Consider the following 18,867-nt stretch of genomic DNA (forward strand, 5'->3'; position numbering starts at 1 on the left):
TAAGTTGCTACAATAAAACGAGTTAAAGGTAGAGAAAGCTTTAAGTTATGCAGAAAAAAAAAACAACGATAGAAGAAGAAAAAGGCATATTAGGGTGGATAGAATATAGATTGCCTATATTTTCTTTTTTTAAACACACTGCTTCTTACCAAGTGCCAAAAAACTTAAATTATGCTTGGAACTTTGGCTCTTTGGCTGGTATAGCGCTAATTTTACAAATAATAACAGGTATATTTCTTGCTATGCACTACACTCCGCATGTTGATTATGCGTTTAATAGTGTAGAGCGCATAATGCGAGATGTGAATTACGGGTGGTTAATACGCTACACTCACGCTGTTGGAGCATCGCTCTTCTTTATGGTAGTCTATGTTCATATAATGCGTGGATTATATTACGGATCTTACAAGAGGCCACGAGAGATGGTGTGGTTTGTTGGTATATTTATATTTTTTGCAATGATGGCAACTGCCTTTATGGGATATGTATTGCCTTGGGGACAAATGAGTTTCTGGGGTGCAACAGTCATAACCAACTTATTTTCAGCTATACCTTTAATTGGCAATAAAATAGTTATATGGTTATGGGGTGGTTTTTCCGTTGATAATCCAACACTTAACCGTTTTTTTGCTCTGCATTATCTTCTGCCTTTCATTATTATTGCTTTAGCTATGCTTCATGTGATAGCTCTGCATAGGTTTGGCTCTGGTAACCCAAGTGGAGTGGAGGTAAAATCAGATAAGGATACCATTCCTCTCTATCCTTATTATATAGTCAAGGATTGCATAACTTTTGGTCTGTTTTTTGTAGTTTTGTTTGCATTTGTTTTCTATGCTCCTAATTATCTTGGACATCCAGACAATTATATAGAAGCTGATTCTATGGTCACTCCGGTACATATAGTGCCAGAGTGGTACTTTTTACCTTTTTATGCAATGCTACGTTCAATTCCAGATAAACTTACTGGTGTGCTTACCATGTTTGCGTCTATTTTAGTTTGGTTTTTGTTACCTTGGCTTGATAAATCAAAAGTTAAAAGTGGTGCTTATCGCCCAGTGTTCAAAAAATTTTTTTGGGTTTTCGCAATAAATTTTGCACTTCTTGCCTGGCTTGGAGGACAAGAGGTGAAAGAGCCTTACATCACTATGAGTAGGCTATCCACTCTTTATTATTTTGCATATTTTGTAATAATTTTACCACTGCTTAGTAAATATGAAAAGCCAAAAGAACCACCAAAAACCTTAAGTGATTCTGTGCCGGAGATGAAGTAATGCTGATGAGAAGTATGTTAGCTATACTTTGCATATTGTTTTTTGCTAATTTTGTGTATGCAGAAGAATTCAAGCCATCACCAAATAAAAAAATGGACTGGAAATTTGATGGAATTACCGGATCTTTCGATAGAGAGTCAATTCAACGAGGCTATAAAGTGTATAAAGAAGTCTGTGCTGCTTGTCATTCAATGAATAGGATAGCATTTCGTAATTTGCAAGATGTTGGTTTTTCTGAAGAAGATATAAAACAGATTGCAGCTTCTTATCAAGTTAAAGATGGTCCGAACGATTTGGGTGAAATGTTCGATAGACCTGGAGTACCTTCGGATTATTTTATTGCACCTTTTGATACAAAAGAAGCAGCTGCAGCAAGCAATAATGGTGCAGTTCCACCAGACTTATCGTTAATTATTAAAGCAAGGCATGATGGTGCAAATTATGTCTATTCACTGTTAACAGGCTATCAAAACGGCGAGCACGATGAAAATGATTTATACTTCAACCCTTACTTTTCAACAGGCAGGTTAGCTATGGCGCCACCACTTTCTGAAGGAATGGTGGAATATGATGGTGCAAGACAAGCCACAGTTGAAAATATGGCGTATGATGTGATAAATTTTTTACAATGGGCAGCAGAGCCAGAATTAGAGCGCCGGCATAAACTTGGATTAAAAGTAGTGGCGTATTTTATAATTTTAACAGTGTTTTTTGTATTAACTAACAATAGAATTTGGAGCAAGCTCTATAAAAAGAAGTGATAGTCAATTTTGCCTCAAATACAATGGTTGTCATCCAAGTAGCTAACACTGGTTCCTTTATGACGGCAGTGCCCAGAGGTGTCATGCAAGTAGCTGACAACATAGAAACGAAAAACTTACTTGACAAACTCCGCCAGCCCCCTTATCATAACACTGAAGCTATTTATTTATCTTCGCAATCTCTACAGTGGATTAATGACAAAAAAACTTAATGTATTTGGCGTAAATCATGCTTAATTTTTTGCACTATGTGCACCTCATGTCTTTATAAAACTTTAGGTTTCTACCTATACAAGCCGAAACGCGCTTATAAAGCGTTTAAGACAGCAAAAAACGTCAAATAGACAAGGGAGAATTTGAATACTAGCTACCCTGGGGTTTCTTTGCCTTTTTTCCTGCTTGGTAAATTTCTTAAACACTTGCGGTGTAGGTTAGTTGCAAGTTAAAAGCAGCTAAATCGCTCTTAATCAAGCGTTTTAGAATAAAAAAAACGCCGATATTTTAGTACATAGTGAATAGCCAACCACCATGGGGCTTCTTTTGCCTTTTTTTTCGTTTGGTAAATTTCTTAAATATTTATAGCTAAAGATTGCACGAATGTTGCAATTACAAAAGCGATCTCTACTAGGAGGATGTCATCCCAGTGCCCAGACACTGGGATCCAGTTTTCTTTACAAATTCACCAAAAGTGCTTCATTTTATAACGCAAAACCCATACTCACCAAACCCAATGCATTACTTACAATTAAAATTCCTGGATCCCAGTGTCAAGCACTGGGATGACAGGAGATACCGTCTTGTTAGTCAACAAAAAAATTATAAAATTTCCCAAGTTGCATCATAAAATCAAAAAATACTTCCAATTGTGTAACAGTACACAGATTATAGTTAGTGGATATGTTGATAAGTAAATTAGTTTTATACGCACAAAACAGATGAAGTTTACTTATCAACATATCCACTAACCAACAACATTCAATAAATTTGTGTAAGATACCACTTTACATAAGATAGATAGGAAGCATTTTTGATTTTAAAGTACTAAACCTTCAGTCAACCTCCTAGCCCTGTAGTTTTTGATATGGTTAGGATCAAAAGCACTTTTGGATGTCAGAATACCGAAAATGATATGGAGTAGCTTACGCATTGCAGCACCAACGATGGCCATATTATGCTTACCCTTTTCCTTTAATCTTTGGCAAAAGCTCATAATGATAGGATTGTGATTCTTAGCTACTATGGCAGGAAAGAAAAGTGCCTTACGTAATGTTTGTGAACCGGATTTACTTAATCTGGGTTTGGCATATACAGAGGAACCTGACGTCATATTTCGTGGTATAACTCCTGTATATGCTGCCAATTGCCTGGCATCTCTAAAAACCTCTATATCAGAAACTTCAGCTAAAATAGCTATTGCTGATTCTTCTCCTATGCCTGGAATAGTCAATAGAAGTTGAAAATTTTCCAACAATTCTTTGTGTTGATTTAATAGTTCACGTACGGAGTTTTTTATTGTTTCTATTTTTTGAGCTATATTCATTGCAAGGTCTTCCCAAGCATTTGCAACTTCTTTAGGCAGTCTCTCTTTTTTTTCTAAGTGGTTATTTACTAATGTTAACTCATCTTTTAACGCAACTGAGCAACGATAAAGATGTTTTAATTTTTTCATTTCAGGAGAAGGTGGTGTCCAACTAGAAGGTTCCTGTCTTTGGCAATAATCAGCAATAACTTCTGCATCGGTCTGATCATTCTTTTGTCGTATCAGCTTACTCCTTGCATAAGATTTTATGCAATAAGGATTTACAACACTTACAAAATGTCCAGCATTGTGTAGAAATTCAGCCAGTGCTTCGCTATAACAACCATTAGATTCCATGCAGGTTTTTACTTTTTCTACATTATGTTTGTGTAGAAAATTCAGTAGACTTTGAAACCATCGTTCTTAAAGCTTCTTTTTCTAGTTTCACGCTTTCCTTTTTTGCTTATAAATGAGAGAAAAACATCAAAGCGATCTTTTGATATATCTATGCCCAAAAAGTTGTTGATCATATATAACCCCATACGTTACCATTAAAAATGAAAAGTAAGGCTAGTCTTGTGAATACAGAATTAGAACCATTCAGGTCTTTCTACGATACCGTCCAGCCTATACTTTTGAGAAGGGAATTCTTATCTCCTCTACAGATTTTATATCTAAGAAGAAGCACAGAGTTCCTCCCTTCTCCACCTAATGCTTAAGCTTAAAACATTAGATGCTTTTGACAAGATACAAGTAGAAGATATCCTTATTGCCTGCGTTGATGGGCTGAAAAGCTTTCCTGCAGCTATAAACAGTGTCTTTCCTAATGCGGAAGTGCAGATGTGTATAGTGCATCAGATACGCAACTCACTGAAGTATGTGGCCAGTAAAGATGCGAAGAGTTTTTTGAGCGATTTAAAGAAGGTATATCAAGCTTCAAGCAAGGAAATTGCCGAGAATTATCTGTTGGAATTGGATGAAAAATGGGGCACAAAGTACCCTATGGTTATAAAATCTTGGCAGAATAATTGGGAAAACTTGTCTGGTTATTTTAAGTATTCTGGTCCAGTTAGGAGGATAATCTACACCACCAATCCCATAGAGGTGCTACATAGGCAAATTAGGAAATTCACTAAGACCAAAGGCTCATTTACCAGCATAAATGCCTTGTATAAGCAGGTATATTGTGCTATAAAGAAGGCAGAGGAAAAGTGGACGATGCCTGTACATGATTGGGCATTAACTATCTCTCAACTTGATGTTTTCTTTCCTGGCAGATTGAAAATTGAGTTGAACTAAAAATGCGGTTTGACACAGTTTATTTAACACTCCCTTTAAGCATAGAAACCACTTTATCGTAACTTGGCAATGATTTAATTTCTCCAATTGCAGCTAGAGTGGTTTTTTCATGCTGAGATAACAATTCTTTTGCTGCTTTTTTTACGTTAGCAGTGGTAACTGCACTAATTTTTTCTATTAATTCATTTTTACTGATGTACCTATTATAGTTACCATAGTAGTGCCCCAATGTTTCAGCGCGTGAGCTAACACTTTCGCGTGACATTAAAATTTGGGATTTTATTCGCTCTTTCACTCTATTTACTTCTTCTTCCCTCAGATTATCTGTAGACAGCTTCTTCAACTCTGTCGTCATAGATTTTAAAAGCTTATCTAAGTTACTACTATCTGTGCCAGCAAAAATGGAAAACATCCCTGTATCAGTGTAGCTGGAATTAAATGAATAAACAGAGTAAGCTAATCCCTGCTTTTCCCTTACTTCCTGGAACAGACGTGATGACATTCCGCTCCCTAATATAGAATCAAGCACTTGAAACGTGTGATATTTATCGTCATAACGAGAAACGCTAGGTAGACCAATTAGCAAGTGCACCTGATCTAATTTACGATGTTCTAAATACTCACCACCAGTGTAGCTCGTCGCATTTTGGCTTTTTTTCAGCTTTTTAGAATGAATCTTTGAGAGAAAATCTTTGGTTAATGCAACAACTTCTTCATGTTCAACATTTCCTGCAACGGCAAATAGCATATTCTCGCCAAAGTAATGCTCATTTATGTAGTTATTTAGATCTTCTCGAGTAAAAGATTTTACAGTATCTTGCGTGCCTAAGATTGACCTGCCGAAAGGTTGATCTTCATAAGCTGCCTCAAAATATTTATCGAAAACAATGTCACTTGGTGAATCATTAGTTTGAAAAATCTCTTGTATTACAACGCCCTTCTCACGTTCCAATTCATCTTCTGGAAATGTTGAATTCATCAATATATCTATTAATATATCAATACCAGTTTTTATGTCTTTCTTGAGGACTTTTGCATAATAGGTGGTGCTTTCCCTACCGGTGCTGGCGTTGAAAACCCCACCTATGTTGTCAAAAGCTTTTGCAATTTCAAACGCAGTTCTTGTCTTCGTTCCTTTGAAAGCCATGTGTTCTAGAAAATGGGATATTCCATTTTGATTTGCACTTTCCGCTCTACTGCCAACACCAACTCGTATGCTTAAAGCTACGGAATCAACATCACGCACCTGCTCAGTTATTATGCGCAGACCATTATCTAATTTTGTTACCTGAGGTGTATTCATCTTATGTATTCTTTTTTAAATTTTCTTCTGCAAAATCCCAATTAATCAAATGGTCAAGGAAAACTTTTATGTAGTCAATTCTACGGTTTTGACAATCTAAATAATAGGCGTGCTCCCAGACATCCATAGTGAGTAATGGAACTTGGCCATAAATTAATGGCAAATCTGCATTTGGAGTTTTGGTGATTTTGAGCTTTCCTTTTTCGAGCACTAACCATACCCATCCACTACCAAATTGGCTTACTCCATGATTGGCAAATTCCCCACAAAACTTATCAAAACCACCGATATCATCTTGAATTTTTTTTGCCAGAAAACCATCATCTTTAGGTTTACCACCACCATTCTTCTTCATTGAATTCCAATAAAAAGTGTGGTTCCAAACTTGCGCTGCGTTATTAAATATGGGAACTTTATCGCTATTACCATGCACTTTTGTTATTAATTCCTCAATTTTCACATGTTGATAATCTGTATTTTCAACTAGCTCGTTGAGTTTATTTAAATATCCTTTATGGTGCTTATCATAATGAAAATCTAAGGTTTTTGCAGATATGTAAGGCTCCAAAGCTGTTTTATCATATGGTAATTCAGGTAAAGTAAAACTCATGACAATCTCCTTATTTTTGACCTACTTGGATGGTATTGTAATATGTGCTCTTGTGCAACATATAATTAATAGCTAAAACATTAGGTATCTATTGCATTATTCTAAGTTTTATATCACAATAATGATTATTATATAAGCCATAGAAACGGATTAAATACAAAAACTTCCTTGACAAACTCCGCCAGCCCCCTTATCATGGTATTGAAGGTATTCAGTTATCTTCATCTGTGCAGATTAAACAGCAAAAAAACAACGTACTTGGCGTCTTATTTTTAATTTTTCGCACTATGTGCACCTTATGTCTTCACAATATTTCTAGGTTTTTACCTACACAAGCTGAAACGCGCTTATAAGTCGTTTAAGACAGTATAGTACGCCAATTTGCAGGATTAGAGAGTGACAACTAGCTAACGCGGGGTTTCTTTTGCCTTTTTTTCTGCTTAGTAAATTTCTTAAACATTTAAACTAAGGTGAGTTGCATTTAAAAGCAGCTAAATTGCAGTGTTTAAGACTTAAAAAACGCCAAATACTGAAAATAGATAATGACCAGGGCTTCTTTTGCCTTTTTTCTTCGTTTAGTAAATTTCTTAATGTTTATAGCTAAAGTAACTTAGGTTCATCGACAATCGTCATCCCGCTACTTGTTAGCGGGATCTATGCTAAGAGATACCGCGAATGAATCGCGGTATGACGGTTCGTGACGGTTTGCGGTGGCATCTCGTCATCCCGCTACGTGTTAGCGGTATGACGGTTGTCAGTAAACCTGAATTACTTTAGCTATGCAATGAGATTTCCTAAAAAACACTTTATAGCTCTTGAGTATAAAAAAAAATTCCTTTAATAATAAGGCATGCTAATCAGGAATTTAATCAAACAAGCGACTAAAGTAGGAAGCAGTGAAAATGCAATACGATATATTGAGTATCTCTATCAATTTGAGAAGTTTAGAAACACATTAAACCTCACTTTATCACTAATAAAGCAAAATAAGCTTTCGTTTAAAATATACCAAGAGGGATTAGTGGATATGGAAGAAGGGGTGTGTAAGACAATCAGGTCTTCCGGTGTAAATAGGTATGTTATTGTGCTGAGAAGGTCAAATCCATACATTATAGTGCATGAACTTTCACATATGGTTGAAAATGAGCTTAACTTGAGCCTAGAGCAGGAATTTCTCCATAAGGTTTACCAGGATATTGAGCAGAATTTAAGGCAAGCAAATGTTCTTGTGCAGAAAATTATTAGCCAAGTTATATTTAAGGAGATACAAGCTTATCAAACTGCAAAGTCACGCGCATCTGAATTGTTTGCACGCTATTTTGAGCTATTTGCTTGGGCACAAGAGGTTTATCCTAAGGATAAAGAATACTTAATTCGCACTCAAGATTTAAACAAAGTGTTCCTTGCTACTGATCAATGGAAAAAGAGCTGCCTGGATCCACAAATGATGGATAGAATAGATAAGGAAATCAAGGAATACAGCAATAAAACCGCCACTAAAGACGTAACCAAAGTGCAAAGCAGTTGGATTAATAAATTTTCTCCTGGGGGCAAAAAAATTAGCTCCATATTTGGAGATGATGATTAGCTTATAGTGCAGGTTTTACTACGTCATACCGCAATTCATTCCACGACTGTACGAACGTCTAGTTTAGTGATAAAATGTATATAATTATTGATGTCATTCAAGCATTTACATTTGTTACATCAGCACTCACATTTGTCATCTCAGTCTCCTCTTCCTGTCATCCCAGTGCGTGACACTGGGATCTAAATTTTATGAAAAACTATTATATTTATATACTTGCAAGTAGACACAATAAGGCTCTATGTATAGGTGTTACGTCGAATTTAATTAAACGAATTTGGGAGCATAAGAACAAGGTTATTCCCGGTTTTACGTCGAAATATAATGTACAAAAATTAGTTTATTTTGAAGAATTTCAAGACGTAGATTCGGCTCTTGATAGAGAAAAACTTCTAAAAAGTTGGAGAAGGGAATGGAAAATCAATTTAGTTGCAAGAAAAAACCCAAATTGGTATGATTTATATTACGAAATTACTAAGTGAGATCCCAGTGTCACGCACTGGGATGACGAGAGAGGAGACCTGGAATAACAAGAAAGTGCTCCATCTCAATAGCGCAATGTTCATACGATTGTAGATTCATTCGCGGTATCTCATCAGCTAACAAGCAGCGGAATGACGGTTGTCGGTAAATCTTTTAGCTATAGAAGTTAACTTTGCAGTTAACTTCTACAGCGTTTCAAGGTATAGTTTTTATAATAAAGTGCTCGAATATACATGAAAACCATTTTAGCTGTTGAAACAAGCTGCGATGAAACTGCAGTAGCGATTGTAAATAGTGACAAGCAAGTCCTTGCTCACGAAATTCTCTCCCAAGCAGAACACAAAAAACGCGGTGGGGTGATCCCTGAAATAGCCTCACGTGCTCATATGGAGCATTTAAGTGGTCTAATAAAAAGCGCCGTGGAAAAATCTAACCTTAACTTTTGTGATCTCAATGCAATTGCAGCAACATCAGGACCAGGACTCATAGGTGGATTAATAGTTGGTACAATGATGGCTAAAGCAATTGCGCATGTAGCACAAAAACCGTTCATTGCAGTGAATCACTTAGAAGCGCATGCATTAGTTATTAGGTTACTGTATGAGGTGAAATTTCCGTTTTTAGTTCTATTAATATCAGGTGGTCACTGTCAATTTTTAATTGCACAGGATGTAGGTAAATATATTAAACTCGGGGAGACACTTGATGACTCGTTAGGAGAAGCATTTGATAAAGTTGCTAAGATGCTGGGTTTAAGCTATCCCGGAGGGCCATTAATTGAAAAGTTAGCTAAAAAAGGCAATGGTGCAAGATTTAAACTGCCAAGGGCGATGATAAAACGTTCTGGATGTAACTTTTCGTTTTCTGGAATCAAGACAGCAGTAAAAAACTTAGTGCAGAAACTCGAAATGAGCGAGCAAGATGTGTGTGATGTGTGTGCTTCGTTTCAAGAGTGTATTAGTGACATACTGCTGGACAGGGTTAGTAATGCGATTATTATGGCCGAATCTTTAAATATCAAAATCAATGACTTTGTGATTACCGGCGGAGTTGCAGCAAATAATTTTTTGAGAGAAAAACTGAAAGAACACATAAACTTAAACATATTTTTCCCCCCTAATAATCTATGTACAGACAATGCAGTAATGGTTGGATGGGCAGGAATTGAAAGGTTACAGAAGAATTATATAGATCCACTTAATTTTGCACCAAGACCTAAGTGGGAGTTAGAAAGTTATTAAAAACTCTCAATTCTGAATTATAGCTAAAGTGACTTAGGTTTACCGACGATTTGAAAAACGACAAATTCGTCATTCCGCTACGTGTTAGCGGAATCTACGCCGAGAATGAATCTATAGCTGTACGAACATTGTGATTTGAGAACAATTTCCACAAGGGATGACAGCTACCCTGACAACCGTCATCCCGCTACGTGTTAGCGGGATCTCTTGTTAGCGCCGTGGCGGTATGACGTAGGATTGCTGTCATTCCGCTGCTTGTTAGCGGATGAGATACCGCGAATAAATCGCGGTATGACGGTTTGCGGCTGCATGAAGATGGTTTATACCTCGTCATCCCGCTGCTTGTTAGCGGGATCTCTTGTTAGCGCCGCGGCGGTATGACGTAGCTCAGCTATAGGCAATGAAGGAAATATTAACTATACTTCTTTTTACCATTGTTTATATTTCCTATTCACATATATTAATATTTTACTCACTTAAAGCAGGCTAACTGCCGTTATTAATATTTTTGTAATAAAAATTGTATATGGTGCATGTAATTAAATTAAGAGGAAGATTGTGGAAATTACGCCATCAATAAAAAAAGAATTGAAGCAAAGTACTCTATATATTTGCATAGAAAAATGCAAAAGTGCATTTTGGTTTATCTTTTGGTTTAGTGCGGGAATCAATTTATTAATGTTATTTCTACCACTTTATACCTCTCAAGTGCTTGATCGGGTGATATCAAGCGAAAGTGTATCAACACTAACTATGCTGACAATTATCACTTTATCTGCATTTGCATGTTCTGCAATGCTTGAAACTTGTCGATATTTAGCCATGGCAAAAATAGGTGATTGGATCGATAAAACTGCAACACCAGATCTGATAGTAAGGTCAATCAGGCTAACGTCAGTGCAGAGCTCAACTTCAAGTGGTGAAGCAATACGAGATCTCGGGGTAATAAAAAATTTCATTACAGGAAATGGTATATTCTCACTGTTTGATACTCCATGGTCGTTAATTTACCTTGTTGTGATTTTCATGATACACACCTCCACGGGGTTTATAGCTATTGCTGGAATCATTATATTAGTCTCTATGGCAATATGGAATGAACTTGCCACTAAACGAATATTACAAGAAACCAACGAAGAAACTATACGGAATATCAATGCTATAGATGTTGCAACAAGAAATGCAGAAGTAGTTGAAGCTATGGGCATGTCAGAATTCATAGTCTCTGATTGGTGTAAACGAAATGATCAGAATCGAGCAATGCAAATTAAAGCACAAAATCGCTCTAATGTAATTACTGGAATCACTAAGTTTTTGCGCTCAACTCTGCAAATATCAGTAATTGGAACAGGTGCATTACTTGCAATTACAGCTCATAAAACTGCTGGTAGCATCATCGCTGCTTCAATTTTAATGGGTAGAGTATTAGCACCATTTGACGCTGCGGTTCATACTTGGAAGTTTTTAAATCAGGCTAGAATGTCATATGGAAGGCTACAAAGACTTATATTAACATCACCAAAAAGAGAGCAAACGATGGCTCTACCAGAACCTGAAGGAAAATTGGAATTTGATAGAGTATTTTTTACTCCTTATGGAAGCAATAAGCCAACAGTAAAAGGAATATCATTTATTATAGAACCAGGGGACGTAGTAGGTGTGATTGGTGCAAGTGCTTCTGGTAAATCCACTATCGCAAAATTAACTGTTGGTGTATGGAAGCCAATATCTGGTGTAGTCAGACTAGATGGCGCTGATGTATATACTTGGAATCGAGAAAATTTTGGTAATTATGTTGGCTACTTACCTCAAGATATTGAGTTATTTAACACTAGTGTCAAAGCTAATATTGCTCGCATGAGACCAGATCCAAATCCTGAAGAAATAATCAAAGCAGCAAAAATTGCAGGAATACATGAACTAATACTAAGCTTACCAAATGGATATGATACAACAATAGGAGGTCCTGGAGGAGTAACGCTCTCTGGCGGCCAAAAACAGCTTCTTGGACTTGCCAGAGCTTTTTATGGTCACACAAAACTTTTAGTACTTGATGAACCAAACGCTAACTTAGATAGCAATGGAGAGGCATGCTTAATTAATGCAATTGGCATTGCAAGAAAGCAAAATACTACTACTGTTATCATCACTCACAAGCTACCGTTATTGTCCGTAGTTGATAAGGTGATCCTCATGTCAGATGGTGTCATTTACGCTATGGGACCAAAAGATGAGATTTTGAGCAAATTAGTTGCTCCATCATCAAATACCAAAGAAGATGAGCGCTCTTCAGCAAATGGTTAGTTTACTTACACTAAATTCTGTATCTGAAATAACAACTGTTCCAGTATTACTAGAAATGTTTACCATTAGAAATAATATTACAAGAATAGTAAATAGATTAATAACTCCTATTAATTAAAGTTAATCGGCAGATAGTGTATATTTCTAATTAATGAGTTTTCTTAATTTATTAATTAATAGCTTAATATTAGTAGTGATTTTATAAAAAAATTATAATATAAATAATGTTGCTGCGAAAATTTATAACAATATTTCCCTCTAACGTTTAATGAATTTCAATAAATTGCCTTTTTAATTCTAGATAAGTATATGCTTTGTTAATATGTTTAGTTCAAAATCCAAAAGTAAGTTTATGCTTTCTATTGGAGAAGAAGGCATAATGTTACTATATTTTAAAAATAATACTTTAAATAAAAGGTATTTTGTTAAGGGCAAAAACGATAAAGCAGTTTCCGATTTAATTTCATGTCTTTCATCAGACAAAAAAGCACCTTTATACCTGGTGCTTAATCATGCAGATCAAAATTACTCGCTACAGTTTATTACAAGGGCAAACAAGATTAGTGCCTATCTATCAGCAAAAACAAAGATGGAGCATTTTTCTCGTAATAATGACATAAGTTCAGTTTTTTTGGTTGAGAAGCCAAACAAATTCAATCAAAACTGGTGCTATCTTCTTGTTTCATCAAAAGCAAAGCATTTAGTAGAATATTGGTTGAATGTGTTTATTGAGATAGGCTCCAACTTTAAGGGAATATTAATGTTTCCTATAGAAATAAGTAATATAACAAAAAAGATTCTACATAAAGATCCTAATAATTGGAAAATTATAGTTGCTGCAACTAAAACGGGAGGCTATAGACAAGTGGTTCTTAAAGAGAATAAAATGATATTTACGCGTTTAGTACCATTTACTAATGATAATTTACCAGGAATTATTGCTGGTGGAATATATCAGGAAGTGCAAGATACTATTCGATCCTTAACTAAGTTTGGGTTTGAAAAAAATAACCCTATCGACCTTTGCATCATAGTGTCAGAAGATATTAAAGCTAGTTTATCAGTCATAAATTTTTCAGAGAACAGTGTGAACATATTAACTCCATATGAGTTAGGCAAACTATTAGGAGCAGAACTAGCTATAAGTGAAAAAGATAACTTTTGCGATACCATAATTTTGTTTCACAGCTTTAAGAATAAATTAGCAGCTATTTTTAATACAAAGGAAACTAAAGAATTTTATCTATTCAATTATCTTTATTTAAACTCTCCTCAAATTTTTCTATACTTCGCTTTGGTTTTAGTCGTAATTAACGCCCTTTGTTTGCTAAATTTGTATTCAAACTTCAGTGTCGCTGATAATTTATCCGCAAAGCAGAGCACCTTAAATAACCAATTAACAAAACTTAGCCAAAGCTATAATGTAAAAAAAATAGATGAAATTTATGATTTTATTAATATCAATAATATTTTATCAAAAATAGAATACTCTCCTCTTACACAAGTTAAGTATGTAGAAAAGTTAAAAGTACCAGGTATAGAGCTTCGATCATTTGAATGGAATTATAATGAGGCAAAAAGTTATATTACCACAACTTTAAGGTTTAATTTTCGATCCGGTAAAAATATTTCCTATCAATACGAGAAACTACGAAAAAATTTAAACGATAATTTTCGTACCTATGACATTAATATTTCTAACTTACCTGCTGCTAAAGGGCAAAATCTATCTATTGATGTTGAAATAGGAGAGGCAATGTAGATTAATGACTATCTCTCAATTAAAAAGAAAAGCTACAATTCAGTTTATATCGTGTTTGTTATTATCTGTTGGATTAATAGGGTTATTAACATATGTTGTTATCTATAACGAAAAGGTTTATAATAAAAACCAAATTGCGATTGATAAAATACGTTCTATTAATTTACAGATTACTGGAATTCAAAAAAAGGAAGTTGTTCTAAATAAAAACCTAGATTTATGGAAAAAAATTTCTTCTTCAAATTTACACAGTAGCAGATACATTGCAAATTTAAATTTCGAGCTTAGCAGGTTATATAAAAAGTACTATATATTAGAACCTGAAATATCAATTTCTATACCCGAAGAAGTTGAGCTCCACAACAAAAGTGAACGCACAAAAGTAATAAAAAGTGAAGTGGTCCTAAATTTAAGTTCAATCAGCGATAAGCATATTTTTTTATTTCTACAGTCTATTCCAAATCTGCCCGGTTATGTTATGATCAAATCTCTTATTTTAAACAAGCAGAGAAATATTGATGCTGCAACTATGAATCAAATTTTGAATGGTAATATGATAGAGATAGTGAGAGTTAATATAGTCTTTGATTGGTATACTATATTAAGTAGATAAGGTGATGAACATAAAGCTGTTTTTTATTTTTACGCTACTCATTTCCAATGTTAATGCATATTGCAGTTGTGAAGATATCATAGAAAGCATAGAAATTTGTAAGGAGTATTCTTGCCGACAATATATTGGCAATGAAGATTTTATTGAGCATAAAATATTAGGATTAAATAGTGGAAATTTATGCGTATATATAGAAAAACAAGGTGATGATGAAATGGTTTGTCATCATTCTCAGTATGGAATGATGATAGAAAAAAGATATTTTGAAAGTATTCTTAAAGTTGGCAATCAAGAAATCGATGATTTTATTGATATAGCAAATTTACGTGCAAAAGAGTGTTTCTTTATTAACAATCAAAAACTAAGCTATACAGATCGGGACGATATAATAAGAGAAGCAGTGGAAAGTGACTTTGACGTTTTGTCACAATATAGTAACGTAAAAAGCATTTTTTTTGATGAAGAGCCAGTTAATAGAATGGTCAATGAAATGGAAAAGTTCAATTTACGGTCTTCAAGAGCTGCAAAAGAGGAGGTATCAGATAATTTCAACTGTAAGGTAGTGAGTTTAGACTCAATTTTATATCTTTCTTCCGATACATGGAAAATATGGGTAAATGGAAAGCTGTTTATAAATACTAAGGACTTAAAGGTGCACTCAGTCACTGAAAATTGTGTGACTTTTGTATGGGCCGTAGATCAAAAAGCAATAAAAAAGCATGCGAATGATTCTCAAAATGTATATCTTGGACATGGGAGTGTTATGTTTACGCTTTATCCAAAACAAAAATTTGACTTGGATAGCTTATCTATTAAATAATTTAGTATATAGCCAAAGTGACTTAGGTTTACCGACAATTTGAAAAACCGTCATCCCGCTGCTCGTTAGCGGGATCTCAACATAGATACCGCGGGTGGGTAGCTATATATGCGCTTGTAGCTCAGTTGGATAGAGCGTTGCCCTCCGGAGGCAAAGGCCGTGGGTTCGAATCCCTCCAAGCGCACTTTTAATTAAATTTGACAATAGTACTTTCACATAAGATAATAAAGGGATTTATTTAGAGCATAATTATGTCTGGTGGTACCATAAACAAAGTCATATTAGTTGGTAATTTAGGAAAAGATCCTGAAATTAGGACTACACAAAATGGAAAAGAGATGGCAAGTTTTTCAATAGCCACGTCTGAAAGTTGGACTGACAAACTTTCCGGTATGCGCTCTGAAAAGACAGAATGGCATAATATTGTAATTTTTAGTGAAGGATTAGTAAAAATCGTCAAAGATTTTGCACGCAAAGGCAGTAAAGTTTATGTTGAAGGTTCTTTGAGAACTAGAAAATGGACTGACCAAAACGGTAGTGAAAGATACACAACAGAGGTGGTTCTATATAATTTTAATAGCGCTCTTACTCTCTTGGATTCGCGACCAAATTCCGATTACAAGCCAAGTGAATACAAGCAAAATGAAACAGAACAAAAAAATAAGCACGAAAGTTTTGACAACGATATAAAAGATGAACTAATCGACGATGAAATACCATTTTAACAATTTAAATTGAAATTTATATTTTTATGGACTGCTTGTGTTACTCCTTTTAATTGCAATGGGGATGACATAGATTACCGCAGTTTGCAGCGTTTACTTACAATACAAGCTGAAGCTGAAAATGGCGTAGTGTTACTGGGTAGCACAGGTGAAGGCCTATCGCTTACTGATTCTGAAAAGCGTACATTAGTTGAATTTGTATGTAAGCTAAAATTAAATACGAAAATTATAATTGGTGTACCAGGAGTGAATCTATATCAAACTCTTGAATGGCTTGATTTTTGCAAGGGTATGCCTATTCATGGCTATCTAATGACAACTCCCATTTATGCAAAGCCCGGAATTATGGGGCAGACTTTATGGTTTGAAAAGCTGCTTGAGAAAGCACATGTGCCGGCTATGTTTTACAATATTCCATCGAGAGCAGGAGTGAGTCTTCACGCTGAAACTGTACGCAACTTATCCAGCCACGAAAAATTTTGGGCTATCAAAGATTCAAGTGGCACCGTTGATACTTTAGCTCGGTATAAGAAAGTTGCTCCAAATATTGAGGTCTTTTACGGAGATGATAATATGATATCCGATATGGCCGCTTATGGTGCAGCTGGTCTGGTTTCCGTTGCTTCCAATGTTTGGCCACATGTAGCACATGAATATGTTAAGCAATGCCTACTGTCATTCCAGCACGTAACTAGAAAAAAAACAACTCCTCAAATGACAGGAAATGACATGAAAAGTTCAACAGATATCTGGCAACAAGCTTGCAAAGCTCTATTTATTGCCAGCAACCCAATACCCACTAAAGCACTTTTGCATGATATTGGTCTTATAGAACATCAAACTGTCCGCCTACCACTCAGCACAGAAGACTTGCCTTCTGTTGAAAAATTGAGGCAAGCCAATAAAATGATTCTTGGATGGAAAGAACTGACTAATGACTAGGGCTAGGAACACAACCTGCACTAGCACCATTAACTTTCACACCGCTGTCAACCGAGCTACCTGGTGGTGTTGGTGGAGAAGAAGAGCGTTCAGTTATTGCACTAAAAAGTGACATAATAACTTTGCATGCTACTGCAGCTAAGACGGCTATAGCTAGGGGCGATTCAAGGCCAAGGGCAGCTAAACCTGCTCCAACTCCAAAAGAAACAACAGCCCCTGCTATAAGAGGTAAAACACACTTACTCAATTTATCAAACAATTCAGCTTTTTCATTTATCTTTTTTTGGTCATATATATTACCGTATATTTTATCGAGAGAGCTTCTATCTATAAGCAATAAAATGCCAACAAGCGTACACGCAACTAGCGGGAGCATAGAGCCAATCATCCCCCCTGCGATCAAAGGCGGTAAACTAGGACAATATTTAAGAGCTGTGATACTAGCTATAAGCCCTACAGACCCTATGGCTATTGCTGCATATGATGCAAACTTTTTTAGGTTTACCGACGATTTGAAAAACGACAAATTCGTCATTCCGCTACTAGTTAGTGGAATCTATGCCGAGATACCGCGAATGAATCGCGGTATGACGTGTTGCTTGGGTCAGCTATAGGACCTGTACCAGCACCATGACCTTACCCAGAAAAAATGGAGAGAAAGAAAGGAGTTTTTTTGTGGTAATCCAATCAATCCGTAACCGTTCACAGATTTCCACTTAATTCTTCAATCTCACTAATAGAAAGGCCTGTAAACTTGACAATAGTGTTGACATCAACATTATTAGCCAGCATTGCTTTTGCGACTTCAATTTTCCCTTCAATTTTCCCTTCAATTTTCCCTTCAATTTTTCCTTTCTCTATACCTTTCTCTTCAGCAAGATCAAGTCTGTATTCAAGAATGGCTTCTTCTTTCCGTAGATCCATTATTCTTTCTTCGTAAGCTACTAAATCTTTTTCGTTCCAACGAAACTTGTCTAATTCATCATATGCTAGCTTTATTATTGGCGCTTTTTCTGCAATTTTCTTTAGATCTTCATCTGTCGTTTCTTCAGCATATTTAAAGAAAAATAGCCAACGATCTACTATGCTTTCTAGCTGTTCTACTTTGCTTTTTGTAAATTTAGGTAACTCAATAAAGACAAATTGAAAATCTTTTAAGTAATGGCCGTTGGTTTTTATATCACGTATATTATGAGTAGAGATATAACCAACTTCTTCAGGAAGTAAGTTACAATTTGATATAGCAATAAAGAAGACTTTCTTTAAATCAATGTAGTTGCCAGATTTATCTAATTGTCTTGAGTAGGCTTTAGCGGCATATAATTGAGCGCGTTTTTCGAAGCCCTTGTCTCTAGCGAGCTGCATTTCTGCTATATATCTATTTCCGTGAGAATCCTTGCAGAGAACATCAACAATACTTTGTTTATCAGAGGCAACTTCGGGATCCATAATAGTACTTAAGAATTCTACTTCTTGTATTGCACTTGCCTCAGCAAATCCTAAAATATCGTTCAAAAAGTGAATAAGGATATTCTTATTTTTTTCCGTTCCAAAGATTTTTTTGAAACACAAATCATTGCGAGGATCGAGAAATTTTGAAAGAGCCATGGCAAAAATGCTTGAAAA

Annotated in this window: 17 protein-coding genes, 1 tRNA gene and 2 pseudogenes; 15 read left to right on the top strand and 5 right to left on the bottom strand. The window is 35.5% G+C overall.

The genetic code is table 11. From position 1 onward, the window contains the following. The first annotated feature begins 47 nt into the window (after nucleotides 1-47). The 3 genes from OOK87_RS01990 (at nucleotide 48) to OOK87_RS02000 (ending at nucleotide 2,943) form a co-directional block, all read left to right on the top strand. Complete coding sequence (locus OOK87_RS01990) at nucleotides 48-1,271, top strand: cytochrome b (protein ID WP_264687912.1); 1,224 nt, start codon at nucleotides 48-50, stop codon at nucleotides 1,269-1,271. Nucleotides 1,272-1,276: 5 nt separating this feature from the next. Then, complete coding sequence (locus OOK87_RS01995; RefSeq protein ID WP_373457563.1) at nucleotides 1,277-2,032, top strand: cytochrome c1; 756 nt, start codon at nucleotides 1,277-1,279, stop codon at nucleotides 2,030-2,032. 764 nt (nucleotides 2,033-2,796) lie between these two features. After that, on the top strand, nucleotides 2,797-2,943 hold the full coding sequence (locus OOK87_RS02000; protein WP_264687913.1) for a hypothetical protein: 147 nt from the start codon (nucleotides 2,797-2,799) through the stop codon (nucleotides 2,941-2,943). Between the two features lie 122 nt (nucleotides 2,944-3,065). Here the strand turns inward: OOK87_RS02000 and OOK87_RS02005 are convergent. Next, a pseudogene (locus OOK87_RS02005) lies at nucleotides 3,066-4,081 on the bottom strand (IS110 family RNA-guided transposase). Between the two features lie 223 nt (nucleotides 4,082-4,304). Here OOK87_RS02005 and OOK87_RS02010 point away from each other — a divergent pair. Further along, a pseudogene (locus tag OOK87_RS02010) lies at nucleotides 4,305-4,850 on the top strand (IS256-like element ISWpi15 family transposase); the annotation flags it as partial. Between the two features lie 19 nt (nucleotides 4,851-4,869). On the opposite strand, the gene OOK87_RS02015 reads toward OOK87_RS02010, so the two are convergent. Together OOK87_RS02015 and OOK87_RS02020 are read right to left on the bottom strand one after the other, a co-directional pair. Next, a complete protein-coding gene (locus OOK87_RS02015) occupies nucleotides 4,870-6,153 on the bottom strand; it encodes a M16 family metallopeptidase (RefSeq protein ID WP_264687914.1) in 1,284 nt (427 codons plus the stop codon). A 1-nt stretch (nucleotide 6,154) separates the two neighbouring features. Continuing rightward, nucleotides 6,155-6,763: a superoxide dismutase gene (locus tag OOK87_RS02020; RefSeq protein ID WP_264687915.1), complete on the bottom strand. Its 609-nt coding sequence runs from the start codon at nucleotides 6,761-6,763 to the stop codon at nucleotides 6,155-6,157. An 850-nt stretch (nucleotides 6,764-7,613) separates the two neighbouring features. Between OOK87_RS02020 and OOK87_RS02025 the strand changes: the two genes are divergently transcribed. The 11 genes from OOK87_RS02025 to dapA all read left to right on the top strand — a co-directional run bounded on the left by OOK87_RS02025 (nucleotide 7,614) and on the right by dapA (nucleotide 17,241). Then, nucleotides 7,614-8,351, top strand: coding sequence for a WD_0702 family putative metalloprotease (locus OOK87_RS02025; RefSeq protein WP_264687916.1), 738 nt, complete (start codon nucleotides 7,614-7,616; stop codon nucleotides 8,349-8,351). A 191-nt stretch (nucleotides 8,352-8,542) separates the two neighbouring features. Then, on the top strand, nucleotides 8,543-8,833 hold the full coding sequence (locus tag OOK87_RS02030) for a GIY-YIG nuclease family protein (RefSeq protein ID WP_253309210.1): 291 nt from the start codon (nucleotides 8,543-8,545) through the stop codon (nucleotides 8,831-8,833). A 234-nt stretch (nucleotides 8,834-9,067) separates the two neighbouring features. Then, the gene (gene tsaD, locus OOK87_RS02035) at nucleotides 9,068-10,075 is read left to right on the top strand and encodes a tRNA (adenosine(37)-N6)-threonylcarbamoyltransferase complex transferase subunit TsaD (protein ID WP_264687917.1); all 1,008 of its coding nucleotides are present in this window, start codon (nucleotides 9,068-9,070) and stop codon (nucleotides 10,073-10,075) included. A gap of 558 nt (nucleotides 10,076-10,633) precedes the next feature. After that, entirely contained in the window at nucleotides 10,634-12,379 is a 1,746-nt protein-coding gene (locus tag OOK87_RS02040; protein ID WP_264687918.1) for a type I secretion system permease/ATPase, read from the top strand. After that, on the top strand, nucleotides 12,372-12,497 hold the full coding sequence (locus OOK87_RS02045) for a hypothetical protein (protein WP_264687919.1): 126 nt from the start codon (nucleotides 12,372-12,374) through the stop codon (nucleotides 12,495-12,497). The genes OOK87_RS02040 and OOK87_RS02045 overlap by 8 nt, the downstream gene beginning before the upstream one ends. 204 nt (nucleotides 12,498-12,701) lie before the next feature. Further along, entirely contained in the window at nucleotides 12,702-14,141 is a 1,440-nt protein-coding gene (locus tag OOK87_RS02050; RefSeq protein WP_253309206.1) for a hypothetical protein, read from the top strand. A 4-nt stretch (nucleotides 14,142-14,145) separates the two neighbouring features. Next, entirely contained in the window at nucleotides 14,146-14,754 is a 609-nt protein-coding gene (locus tag OOK87_RS02055) for a hypothetical protein (protein WP_253309205.1), read from the top strand. Nucleotides 14,755-14,758: 4 nt separating this feature from the next. Further along, a complete protein-coding gene (locus tag OOK87_RS02060) occupies nucleotides 14,759-15,574 on the top strand; it encodes a hypothetical protein (RefSeq protein WP_253309204.1) in 816 nt (271 codons plus the stop codon). 110 nt (nucleotides 15,575-15,684) lie between these two features. Beyond that, nucleotides 15,685-15,758: transfer RNA gene (locus OOK87_RS02065), tRNA-Arg, on the top strand. Nucleotides 15,759-15,825: 67 nt separating this feature from the next. After that, on the top strand, nucleotides 15,826-16,299 hold the full coding sequence (ssb, locus tag OOK87_RS02070; protein WP_096616007.1) for a single-stranded DNA-binding protein: 474 nt from the start codon (nucleotides 15,826-15,828) through the stop codon (nucleotides 16,297-16,299). 9 nt (nucleotides 16,300-16,308) lie between these two features. Continuing rightward, nucleotides 16,309-17,241, top strand: a complete 933-nt coding sequence (gene dapA / locus OOK87_RS02075) for a 4-hydroxy-tetrahydrodipicolinate synthase (protein ID WP_264687920.1) — start codon at nucleotides 16,309-16,311, stop codon at nucleotides 17,239-17,241. Here dapA and OOK87_RS02080 read toward each other — a convergent pair. Together OOK87_RS02080 and OOK87_RS02085 are read right to left on the bottom strand one after the other, a co-directional pair. Next, complete coding sequence (locus tag OOK87_RS02080) at nucleotides 17,231-17,617, bottom strand: hypothetical protein (RefSeq protein WP_264687921.1); 387 nt, start codon at nucleotides 17,615-17,617, stop codon at nucleotides 17,231-17,233. The genes dapA and OOK87_RS02080 overlap by 11 nt on opposite strands. 326 nt (nucleotides 17,618-17,943) lie before the next feature. Further along, nucleotides 17,944-18,849, bottom strand: coding sequence for an Rpn family recombination-promoting nuclease/putative transposase (locus OOK87_RS02085; protein WP_264687922.1), 906 nt, complete (start codon nucleotides 18,847-18,849; stop codon nucleotides 17,944-17,946). Nucleotides 18,850-18,867 lie beyond the last annotated feature (18 nt).

The sequence above is a fragment of the Wolbachia endosymbiont (group A) of Sympetrum striolatum genome (assembly GCF_947250715.1).
GTDB lineage: Bacteria > Pseudomonadota > Alphaproteobacteria > Rickettsiales > Anaplasmataceae > Wolbachia.

Bases quoted from the DNA above. Each gene is read 5' to 3' on its own strand.
- OOK87_RS02080 (WP_264687921.1), bottom strand. From the start codon at position 17,617: ATGCTCCCGCTAGTTGCGTGTACGCTTGTTGGCATTTTATTGCTTATA.
- OOK87_RS02020 (WP_264687915.1), bottom strand. From the start codon at position 6,763: ATGAGTTTTACTTTACCTGAATTACCATATGATAAAACAGCTTTGGAG.
- ssb (WP_096616007.1), top strand. From the start codon at position 15,826: ATGTCTGGTGGTACCATAAACAAAGTCATATTAGTTGGTAATTTAGGA.
- tsaD (WP_264687917.1), top strand. From the start codon at position 9,068: ATGAAAACCATTTTAGCTGTTGAAACAAGCTGCGATGAAACTGCAGTA.
- OOK87_RS02015 (WP_264687914.1), bottom strand. From the start codon at position 6,153: ATGAATACACCTCAGGTAACAAAATTAGATAATGGTCTGCGCATAATA.
- OOK87_RS02055 (WP_253309205.1), top strand. From the start codon at position 14,146: ATGACTATCTCTCAATTAAAAAGAAAAGCTACAATTCAGTTTATATCG.
- OOK87_RS02030 (WP_253309210.1), top strand. From the start codon at position 8,543: ATGAAAAACTATTATATTTATATACTTGCAAGTAGACACAATAAGGCT.
- OOK87_RS02060 (WP_253309204.1), top strand. From the start codon at position 14,759: ATGAACATAAAGCTGTTTTTTATTTTTACGCTACTCATTTCCAATGTT.
- OOK87_RS02025 (WP_264687916.1), top strand. From the start codon at position 7,614: ATGCTAATCAGGAATTTAATCAAACAAGCGACTAAAGTAGGAAGCAGT.
- OOK87_RS01995 (WP_373457563.1), top strand. From the start codon at position 1,277: ATGAGAAGTATGTTAGCTATACTTTGCATATTGTTTTTTGCTAATTTT.
- OOK87_RS02085 (WP_264687922.1), bottom strand. From the start codon at position 18,849: ATGGCTCTTTCAAAATTTCTCGATCCTCGCAATGATTTGTGTTTCAAA.
- OOK87_RS02050 (WP_253309206.1), top strand. From the start codon at position 12,702: ATGTTTAGTTCAAAATCCAAAAGTAAGTTTATGCTTTCTATTGGAGAA.
- OOK87_RS02045 (WP_264687919.1), top strand. From the start codon at position 12,372: ATGGTTAGTTTACTTACACTAAATTCTGTATCTGAAATAACAACTGTT.
- OOK87_RS01990 (WP_264687912.1), top strand. From the start codon at position 48: ATGCAGAAAAAAAAAACAACGATAGAAGAAGAAAAAGGCATATTAGGG.